This is a genomic window from Georgenia daeguensis (genome assembly GCF_039537705.1).
Lineage (GTDB): Bacteria > Actinomycetota > Actinomycetes > Actinomycetales > Actinomycetaceae > Georgenia > Georgenia daeguensis.
Genome location: NZ_BAABBA010000022.1, coordinates 54,494 through 64,262, shown reverse-complemented (window position 1 = coordinate 64,262; position 9,769 = coordinate 54,494). Strand labels below are relative to the sequence as shown.

Here is a 9,769-nt window from a genome sequence, read left to right as displayed (position 1 = left end):
AAGGTAGCGTCAGGCACGTCGAGGTCTTCCGGATGGGTGGCGTGAGAACCTCCATCATCGGAAGACCTCGACCTCTATCCCGTCAACGCCGCGCCGGCCTCGACTACACCCTCATCTGCGAAGAGCCAGAATGCGGCCAGGATGCTACCGGTTGCGAGCAGCTCGTTGCCCATGATCCTTATTGCCTCTCGGCCGTTCGCGAGACATGGGCGTACGTGGACGTCAGCAGCTTCTCCAGCTTGCGGCGGGGCAGCCGCCCGGAACTGAAGAATTCGCCGTCCACCAGCACGAGCGGGTTCATGGCGGGCCGGTGCAAGGCGATCAGCCGACGGCCTTCGGCGGAGTGGATGTCCACTGTGCGCACGTCGAGGGGGAAACGCCCGGAGTACGAGGTCAGGGTCTGCTCGGCGTCATCACAGAAGTGGCACGCGGGTGCGTGCACCACGGTGACAGCGACCGTACCGAAGCGGTGCACCGCATTTGCCTCCTGCTCTGTCTGGAAACTTCCCAGCCCGAGCATGAATCCTTTACACCGCGCTCACGATCTTTATTCGGTCAAGAATTAGTGAAGATTGACATCGGGCTGGGGAAGGTAACGGGCTAAACGCCAAAATGCGACACACGGGACATTTTCGTGCGAAAAGGCGTCCTAGCCGCAACAACGTCCAGCACGGTGACCGGTGAAGCCGGCACTACCGAGTGGTGTTTGCAGAACGCTAGAACGCCGTGGCGACGCGAAGGGGCCCGTCGCTGTGGCGACGGGCCCCTTCGTGATGACGACGATGACTGTCCGTACCCTCCACGGACCGTCATCGCCGAACCTAGGGTGTGATGCTCACATCACACGGATGAACGTCGGGTTGGAGTTGTAGATCGGCCCCTCCGTCAGCGGAGTGCCGGGCTGGCGGGCGGCGATGTTGTTGCCGTTGCCGGTGTAGATGCCCACGTGGCCTGGCCAGGTGACGAGGTCTCCGGGCCGGGCTTCCGCCGCGGAGACCTTGGTGCCGATGTTGGCCTGAGCAGCCGAGGTCCGGGGAAGGCTGACGCCGAACTGCGCAAAGACGTAGGAGGTGAACCCGGAGCAGTCGAACCCAGCCGGCGTTGTGCCACCCCAGACGTAGGGCGTGCCGAGGAACTGGCGGGCGTAGTCCACGACTGCACTGGCCGAGGCAGAGGATGAAGGGGCAGGCGTCTCGGCCGGAGCGGATGCTTCGGCCGTGGCGCCAGCCTCCGCCGTGGCACCGGCTTCAGCGGTCGCGCTGGCGACCTCGGGACGTTCGACGCTCCGTGACACGGCAGGGGTGCGGTCAGCTACAGGTTCGGGTGCGGGGTCCGGCTCCGGCTCGGGGGCCGGGGTGGCCTCGGCGGCCACGGAGTCGACGCTCCAGCTGACGTCCGCTGGGACGCTCACCGACGGCGTGGTCACGATCGCAGCCAGAGCCTCGGCCGTTGCAGCAGAGACGTCGACGTTCGGCAGCGCTTGGGTCTGCTCCGGCGCGGCCGTAGCGGTGGTGGCTGCCATCGTCAGCGCGAGGCCCGACGATGCCACGACGGCCAGGCCACGGCCCGTGGCTTGGCTCGTCAGCCGGTAGAGGGGGGACAGGGGGGTGAGCGGACGGGAAGACGCGCGATGACGCGCGCCAGTAACACTGGTGGTCACGAAGTGCCTCTCCTGCGCCTACGGGGTGAGCTGTCGGGTTCGGGCGGAGAACACCCGGTGCGGCGCCGAACGACGCACTTCACCCCAAGGTCCAGGACCGTAAAGACTGGGTCCCCCGTCCCTGCCGACTGGTTCTACTCGAGTGGACCCCAGGGCGGCGGCAGGGTTCGGTCTCCGCCCGGAGACTTCCGGAACAGTTGACCCGGAAGCAACGCCGACGGTACAGAACCAGGTATCCCGAAGTCACATTTGGGTAACGCTCGTGTGCGTAGTTGCGCCCGGCAAGCGTCGGGTATCAGTGCAGGTGAGCGCCCCAACGAGTTCTTCCCGGGCACCGCCCGAGGGGTCGAGATCTTCACCGAATCTTCATAAGGTCGGCGGTTGCGACAGGACCGGGCCAGGCAGCAGCCACCACGCCCGAGGTGGTCCACCGGTGCCGATCGTGCAGATGATGCCGAAACGTAGGACCTGCAGCGAGGACCTGCAGCGATACCCGTCCACGCACGCCGGCTCTCGGGCCCAGTGCGGACACTCGGGGGCACAGGCGTGGAAGTATTCCAGCCATGAACAAGCCCGAGGAGGGGCGATTCAATCTCAGCCTCAGCGAGGGCGAGGCAAGCACGGTGATGGCGGCGCTGCGACGCTATCTCTTGTACTGGGAGCAGCACATCGCCGAGGATCACGGACAAGCTCATTCCGGTGCGCAGCTCGAGGCGGTTCGGCACGACGTCGGCCGTCTCCTGTACCGACTCGAGGATGGCCGGGCTCCGTTCCGGGCTCGTGTCCAGCACAGCCCGGAAGCCGTCCTGCCCGACCGCCCCGCCTCGGAGTCGATCGGTGAGGCTGTCGGTACGCCGGTCGGAGCCGACAGTACGGCAGTCGACTGGCAGCGGCTCAACCTGGATGGGGCGTTCGCTCTTGCTGCTGAGGCCGACGACGGCCGCGACAACCCTGGTGTGCTCGGTCTTGCCAGGGACGGCGACACGTCCTTCGTATTGGTTGCGGTGCCCGGCAACCGGGAGTGGGCAGTCACTCACCTGTTCTTCGCGAGCGGGGAGGAGCGTCGCCACATGAGTCTGACCTCCATGGTTTCCACCCTCGAACCGGAGGTCACCGCGGTCGGCTGTGCCTACGAGCACTCCGATAGGGGCCCCCGGTACCACTATGCAGTCATCCGCCGCCCGTCGGCGGATGCCAACGTCCGGGCCCGCCTCGACGACGGTGCCTGGAAGACTACGACCAGGGGCCGGGACGGCTGGTTCGTGACCATCTCGACCGGCCAGGGCCCCGACAGCGCCTTGCACCTGGAGGAACTGGTCCAGGGAAGTTGGCACCGGCTCCATTGAGCCGTTGCGCTGAGCGCCGCCTCCGCGCCGGCTCGCAGCCTTCTCTCGTGATGTGGTCTTACGGGTGCCCTGCGGATTCGCACGTCCGTTCTGGCAGGCACGGGCCCCTGCGCTTTGACACGGGCACCTACGGGAAGCTTTGGGGGCGGCTTCTCGGCGCTCTGGACCGCACGCGAGGTGGACACGTCACTGGGTTGCGCCCGGTCACCTGGGGCGGTAGACGTGAGCGCGGTGGTCGACGCGGTGCACGAGCACGCGCGGGTGCTCGTCGTCGCGGATCTCGTACAGGACGCGGTAGTCGCCGCGGCGGGCGCTGTGCAGGCCGGCCAGTTCCCGCCCGAGCTCCTTGCCGACCCGGCGGGGGTTCTCGGCCAGCTGGCCGTAGAGGAACGTCAGGACGGCGTCGAGGTACCGGGGGGAGATGCGCTGCAGGTCGCGCAGCGCCGCGGAGGTCAGGCGGACCTCGTACGCCACGCCGGCTCAGCCCTGGGCGGATCGGCCGAGCCGGGCCCGCACCTGGGCCTCGGACAGCGTCTGACCGGCTGCGTCCTCGGCGCGGCCACGCTCGACCTCCTCGCGCACGGCGTCCTGGGACAGCCAGAAGAGCGTCTCCTGGATGGCCTGCCACTCGTCGGCCGAGACCATCACCGCGGCGGGGGCGCCGTTCTTCGTGATCGTCACGTGCTCGTGCGTGGTGACGGCCTGCTCGACGAGGTCGTTGAGGCGGGCCTTGGCGGCGCTGATCGAGATGGTCTCCATACCGGTATGGTAGACCCGGATTAGAGTTGTTGCCAGACCCGAATCAAGGTCCGATAATGGACCAAACGTAGGTCTGGAGACCTGTCAGGTGTCTATGGGTTCGTCGCCGGCGAGTTCCCGAGACGTGTCGGCGAGGACATCTGTGAGGGCGGCAGTCAGCTGCTCCAGGTCGGGGAGGTCCTGGCGCTGCTCGGGCGTGAGCGTGTCGTAGGTAGCCACAGCGAGGGGTGCGCTGGCGCTGGCGAGGGCGTAGCGGACGACCTGCTCGTCACGACCGGTGCACAGCAGGAGCCCGACGGTGGGCGCGTGGATGGTGTGGTCGCGGACGCGGTCGTCGACGACGGCGACGTAGGTGCCGAGCTGGCCGACGTAGGCGGGGGAGAACCTGCCGATCTTGAGCTCGACGACGACGTAGCGCAGCTGGGTGACGTGGAAGAGGAGCAGGTCGACGACGAGCACGTCGTCGCCGACGTCGAGGCGAACCTGCCGGCCGACGAACGCCATGCCGTGCCCGAAGGCGGTGAGGGTGCCCTGTAGCCGGTCCATCAGGGCTTGTTCGAGGGCACGTTCGTTCGCCCGGTCGGTCAGGTCGAGGTGGTCGAAAATGTAGGGGTCACGGGTCAGCTGCTGGGCGAGCTCGGAGTCGGGCGCGGGCAGGTGGCTTCGAAAGTTCGACGGTGCCGCTCCGATGCGGGCGTGGAGGCGGTTCATGATCTGGTGCTCGAGGACGTTGCGCGACCAGCCGTGCTCGACGGCCTCGGCGGCGTACCAGTCCCGCAGCGCCGGCTCGTCGAGCCGGTCGAGCAGTACGGTGACGTGGCGCCAGGGGAGTTGTGCACCAAGCTGGTGCACAAATGCCGGGTCCGGCCAGGCCGCGGCGAACGCGCGCATGTACTGAAGGTTCCGCCGGGACCATCCGCGCTGGTCGGGGAACGCGGCGCGCAAGTCGTGCGCCAGGCGTTCGACGATCTTCGCGCCCCATCCGGCCCGCTCCTGGCGCTCCAGGATGTCCCGGCCGATCGACCAATACAGACCCAGCAGTTCGGTGTTCGCAGCCCGTACGGCCAGGACCCGCGAGGTGCGCACCTTCTGCTTGAGCTCCTCGAGCAGTTCGCGGTAACCCTCAGGAACTACGGCATCGACGTCTTGGCCCGGCACATGCGCCATCTTGCCCCTCGGGATTGCCGTGCGACCGCTGCCACACCACACAGCAAAGTTTTCGTGGCGTGCGGGCAGCCTGTCGGAACCCTCGGGCAAGATGATGTTGTGGCGAAGATGGATCCCGACTGGGCAATCAACGAGATTGACTTGTTCCTGCACACGACTGACCAGGTCGGATATGACAACAGCGGTGGTGGCGCCTTCATCGTTGGGACTCACATGCGCGGCTCGGAGACAGAGGCGTCTCAGCGGGCGCATGTCGTGGAGCAGATTCTGGATCGGGTGCTACCTGGCTGGAGCAGGGACCGCCCCAAAGGGGACAGCGAGTACAACTGGCTGCGTGACCAGGCGTCGCGTGCCAAGGCAGCATTGCAGCGGTCCACAGAGCTCGCTGAAAAGCTTGGAGACAATGCGCCGGACATGGACGCCGCCAACCTGCACCCGTGGGCCTGGGACAATGGGAAGTCCTACTGGAACACCGGTCACTACCACCAGGCCGTGATGCAGGCCGCGATCCGGATCAACGCCGAGACGCAGGCAAAGTTGGGTCGCATGGACGTGTCTGAGACGGCGCTCTTCAACGAGGCGTTCTCGTTGGACGACCCGAAGGAAGGCGCGCCGCGACTCAGGCTGATGAAGGATGACGGCGGGAAGACGTACCAAAACCTCCACCGAGGTGCTCGGGCGTTCGCTGACGGCCTGTACACCGCAATCCGGAACCCCGGAATGCACACGCCTGCGCCGTCCGACGGAGGGGTAGAGCAACTCGCTCTTGAACAGTTGGCAGCGTTCAGCCTGCTGGCTCGCTGGATCGATCAGTCGGACGTCGACGAGGCCTGACGACGGCGAGAGCCGTCCTGCGCGGCTCAACTCAGGCTTCTTCAACTCCAGCATCTGTAGGCGAAACACGTCGCCGAGGCGTGATGTGTCTGCCTTGAGAACGGCTCGGAGAAGACCTTCTGCGCACGCGTCATCTCTGTGCCGTCGGGCTTCAGGTCTCCGGTGCTCACGAGGCGGAACCTAGCGTGACCCACCGACTGTGGGCATGACGCCCACCGGCCTGAGCCGGCGACTGGCAGTCTCTGCGCATGCGGCCCGTCATGGTGAAGTTTGTGCTGTTGTGGGCGCTGGCCCCGCCGCGTCTAACGTGCGCGTAACACCCCGCTGCAGCCGTGCGGGAGTCACCGACTAATTCACCCGGCTGCGGCGAACGCGCGTGCGGCCGCGAGCACGCCGGGGCCGACCTGCTCGAGGTCGCCTTCCCGCAGCAGGCGCGCCGGCGCGACGTCGTCGAGGCGCGGATTCATTCCCTGGAACCATGCCTGGACGACGCCGGGCGTGTCCTTCTCCCGCAGCAACGTCGCGATCCGGTACGCCATCCGCAGGCGGTTGAGGACGTCGGTCGAGGGCGTGCGTGGGTCGTCGGCGGCGGCCCACTGCCGCACGGCACGGGTCTCCTGGACCGAACCCAGGTAGGCGACGAGTTTGGCGCCCAGCAGGTCGCGCAGTCGACTGACCAGTTCCGGCGTTGCGAGCCGGAGCGACTCCTCGTAGGCGCGCAGGTCACCTCGCGCAACGGTTGCCTGACTACTCATGCAAGCCAGTGTCGCACAGTCACGGTATCAATCCAAGGCTGGACGGCATACCGCATCACACCTAAAATCACACCGCCGATAACGGCTGCTATGACACAACCAGCCCCTGTTCCCCGTGCCGAACATCAGCAGGGGCGGGTAGTACAGTGTCCCCTCTCAGTGCAGTTGGCGCAGTCTCATCGAATCTGGCGCATCCTTGAGTCCGTCTCATCAAAATTGAGCGCACGACATGCCTGCCCGCCGTTTCCTGCGCCCTCGGGCATCTTCGCGGTCGCCGTCCTGGTGGCCCGGGAAACCGCGAGCTGCGCCAGTTTCAATGAGACAGAACATCGACGTACGTCTCACCCAGCCTGGCGCGGCCCTGGTCAACGCCTCTCCATGCGCCAACTTCGATGAGACAAGACATACAGCCACGCCGGCGCACTCGAGACGCGGCGCACCGTTTTCACCGGCGGGACTGACCCGGGAGCGAACACGGCTCTGGATCGCATGCATGTTTCTGGCGTTTTCGTCTCTTAACCGTTGACCACCCAGGCGCAGCGGTCGTAAACTACCTAACTAAAGCGCTTTAGTCGCCGGCGCGCGCCGCTCAATGGAGAGGGATCGATGGATCAGCAAGGCATGACGCGGCGCACGATGCTGAGAGGGACGGGGGCTGTCATCGCGACGTCGGCGCTTGCCTCGGCAATGGCGACACCAGCCGCGGCGGCTGCCACGACGTGGACAGATGTGATCGGTCACTTCGAGTCGCGCCACGAGCTCTGGGCGGTGCACCTGGGGAACGAGTACGGCGCCGCAGCCGGGTCGTTCGATCGCGACACCTCGCGCGCCGCCCAAGGGGCGAGCTCCGGGCGGCTGACCGGTGACTTCTCCCAGGCCGGGCGTTACGTGGCCCTCCGCAAGACCCTAGACGGCCTCGCCGTGACCAGGGTGACCTTCCAGGTGCGCACCGAGCACGTCTCCCGCGTGCAGGTGCGCCTTGTCAGCCGCACGCAGGGGCAGCGCAACGCGCAGGTCAACGTAACTCCCGGCGCGGCCGGCTGGCAGAGCGTGGAGCTCACCCACTGGAACAACATCGCCGGCATGCAGGACGTCATCCGGCTCGAGCTCCAACTTTGGAAGGACCACCTCACCCTGGGCGCCGCCGCGGGCACCGCCTGGTTCGACGACGTCCGCGTGGAGCACACGGTCGAACCGGTAGCGCCCGCGGCCCTCGAGACGAGCGGGCTGCCGGTGGTCCTCACCGGGGACGACGATCTCGTCCCGCTGGTCGTGCGTGCAACGTACGCGGACGACTCCACCAAGGACGTCACCCAGCACTCGACCCTCACCACCAGCGACCCAGGTATCCTCGACGTCGACGAGTTTGGCTACCTCACCCCGGTGGCACCCGGGTCCGTTGATGTTGCGGTCGAACATCTCGGCGTCGCTCACACCTTCCCCGTCGAGGTCCGCGCACCGCGCGAGCTCGCGCCGCTGCGCGTGGTCGGGGGACGGCTGCTGGACGGGGACAAGCCGTTCGGGTTCACCGGCTTCAACTACGACCTCATGATGCTGAAGTTCCCCCGCAACGCGGACTGGACGGGTCTGGACGCCGACATCGCACTCATGGCCTACTGGGGCCTCGGCGCCGTCCGGGTTCCGATCAACCTCGGCATGGTTCAGCCTGCGCGCGGGGTCTTTCCCGACGACGAGGCATGGTCCGGCGAGATCACCTCCCGCGGCATGAACGCCGCCTGGATGGACATGCTCGACCACTTCGTCGAGCGGGCGGGCCGGCACGGTGTGCGTCTCCTGCTGGACTGGCACCGCTACCCGGTCGACCCCTACGACTACTGGAGCGGCGGGAACAACCACGACGCCGGGACCGGCAAGGAGGGCACGGGGTTCAGCTACCTCGCGCCGTCCGCCACGCAGAAGGGTCCGCTCGACCTGTCCGACCCGGAGCACCTGGCGGCGCTGCTGGACGCACACCGCTGGCTCGCCGCGCACTACCGCGGGAACCCGCACGTGCTGGGCATCGAGGTCCCGCACAACGAGCCGCACGACGCGTTCATGTCCATCCAGTCCAACTGGCGGCGCGTGACGGAGCAGGCCGCCATGGCGGTCAAGGGCGCCGACCCGGACCGCCTGGTCTTCGCCATGGCGCCGGCCTACGGGCACGACGTGTCCACGGCGGCCCCCACCTGGCAGCTGCCGAACGTGGTCGACGGCAACGCCCCCCACCACTACATGCCGAACGCTCCGGTCGACCTGCGCCCGGACGCCCAGGACCGCCACTCACCCTGGCTGGCGCGGAACGTCGAGGACGTCTTCTCCCACGCCATCGCCTCGCTGTTCGCGCCCTACTCGACCTCCCCGGGCCCCGTATACAACGGCGAGGGCGGCAGCTACGGCTGGGACTCATTCCTGCCGGACCTGCCCCAGGCGGAGGCCGGCGACCTCATGATCGAGGCCGGCCTCGCGCAGTACTACGCCGCGGGCGCGGTCGGGCAGCTGCACTGGGCGCTGTGGCACAACGCCAAGGACTTCGTCCCGTTCGAGGAGGTCTTCGACCGGCACTACCGCCGGTACTCGCCGGTGTACGCCGCCGGGCCCGTGGACTGGCGCTCCGCCCCGGTCGCACTCATCCAGAACCCCGCCGCCGTCCCCATTGCGAACGGGCACAACTTCTCCGTGGTCCCGTTCGTCCGGCTGGCGCTGGACCTGCACCTTCCCTCGTTCCACCTGCTCACCGACGACGAGGTGATCGACCGGCTGCTGACCATGGTCCCCACCGGCCTGGAGCAGGTCGACGGCCTCAGCGCCGACTTCGACTACCGGGCGGTCGTGGTGGACCGGCGCAACCTCGACGAGCGCGTCAGGGCGGTCCTCGCCTCGGACACCTTCACGCTCCCGATCCTGTGGGTCGACGACGCCGCGACGCTCGCCCGGGACGATCTCGCCCGCTTCCTCATCGGCGCCGGAGTGCCGGTGGACCAGCGCACCAGCCCCGACTACCAGCTCGCCACCGGGCCCGCACACCTCGTCGTATACCGCCGGAGCGACAAGAACCCCGGCCGCGACACGATCCACCCGCGGATCGACCGGCCGGGCACGTTCCGGCTGGTGGCGGAGGACGGGAACGAGGTCTACGCGGGCAGCTCGAGCGGCCTGCTGTCCGGGGGTATCCGGGTGCCGCTGGAGAAGTGGCGGAGCGCCATCTTCAGGATCGAGGACTGAGGGCCCGCGCGGTGCGGCGGTCCGCC

The 9,769-nt window shown here is 67.5% G+C and carries 9 protein-coding genes and 1 riboswitch; of the genes, 3 read left to right on the top strand and 6 right to left on the bottom strand.

Features of this window, described 5'->3' with window-relative positions:
* Nucleotides 1-178 precede the first annotated feature (178 nt).
* Nucleotides 179-520: a glutaredoxin gene (locus ABD774_RS17635; RefSeq protein WP_345044079.1), complete on the bottom strand. Its 342-nt coding sequence runs from the start codon at nt 518-520 to the stop codon at nt 179-181.
* A 315-nt stretch (nt 521-835) separates the two neighbouring features.
* A complete protein-coding gene (locus ABD774_RS17630) occupies nt 836-1,549 on the bottom strand; it encodes a C40 family peptidase (protein WP_345044076.1) in 714 nt (237 codons plus the stop codon).
* A 113-nt stretch (nt 1,550-1,662) separates the two neighbouring features.
* A riboswitch (cyclic di-AMP (ydaO/yuaA leader) is annotated at nt 1,663-1,804 on the bottom strand.
* A gap of 419 nt (nt 1,805-2,223) precedes the next feature.
* On the opposite strand from ABD774_RS17630, the gene ABD774_RS17625 reads away from it, so the two are divergent.
* Nucleotides 2,224-3,006 carry a hypothetical protein gene (locus tag ABD774_RS17625; protein ID WP_345044074.1) on the top strand — a complete coding sequence of 261 codons (783 nt, stop codon included), beginning with the start codon at nt 2,224-2,226 and terminating at the stop codon, nt 3,004-3,006.
* Nucleotides 3,007-3,210: 204 nt separating this feature from the next.
* Here the strand turns inward: ABD774_RS17625 and ABD774_RS17620 are convergent, their stop codons facing one another.
* The 3 genes from ABD774_RS17620 to ABD774_RS17610 form a co-directional block, all read right to left on the bottom strand.
* Nucleotides 3,211-3,480 carry a type II toxin-antitoxin system RelE family toxin gene (locus ABD774_RS17620; RefSeq protein WP_345044071.1) on the bottom strand — a complete coding sequence of 90 codons (270 nt, stop codon included), beginning with the start codon at nt 3,478-3,480 and terminating at the stop codon, nt 3,211-3,213.
* Nucleotides 3,481-3,486: 6 nt separating this feature from the next.
* Nucleotides 3,487-3,765: a type II toxin-antitoxin system Phd/YefM family antitoxin gene (locus tag ABD774_RS17615; protein WP_345044069.1), complete on the bottom strand. Its 279-nt coding sequence runs from the start codon at nt 3,763-3,765 to the stop codon at nt 3,487-3,489.
* A gap of 84 nt (nt 3,766-3,849) precedes the next feature.
* Entirely contained in the window at nt 3,850-4,923 is a 1,074-nt protein-coding gene (locus ABD774_RS17610) for a PDDEXK nuclease domain-containing protein (RefSeq protein WP_345044066.1), read from the bottom strand.
* Nucleotides 4,924-5,040: 117 nt separating this feature from the next.
* Between ABD774_RS17610 and ABD774_RS17605 the strand changes: the two genes are divergently transcribed.
* Nucleotides 5,041-5,766 carry a TIGR02391 family protein gene (locus tag ABD774_RS17605; protein ID WP_345044092.1) on the top strand — a complete coding sequence of 242 codons (726 nt, stop codon included), beginning with the start codon at nt 5,041-5,043 and terminating at the stop codon, nt 5,764-5,766.
* A gap of 353 nt (nt 5,767-6,119) precedes the next feature.
* On the opposite strand, the gene ABD774_RS17600 is transcribed toward ABD774_RS17605, so the two are convergent.
* A complete protein-coding gene (locus tag ABD774_RS17600; RefSeq protein WP_345044064.1) occupies nt 6,120-6,521 on the bottom strand; it encodes a hypothetical protein in 402 nt (133 codons plus the stop codon).
* A 687-nt stretch (nt 6,522-7,208) separates the two neighbouring features.
* On the opposite strand from ABD774_RS17600, the gene ABD774_RS17595 reads away from it, so the two are divergent.
* On the top strand, nt 7,209-9,743 hold the full coding sequence (locus ABD774_RS17595) for a glycoside hydrolase family 5 protein (RefSeq protein ID WP_345044061.1): 2,535 nt from the start codon (nt 7,209-7,211) through the stop codon (nt 9,741-9,743).
* Nucleotides 9,744-9,769 lie beyond the last annotated feature (26 nt).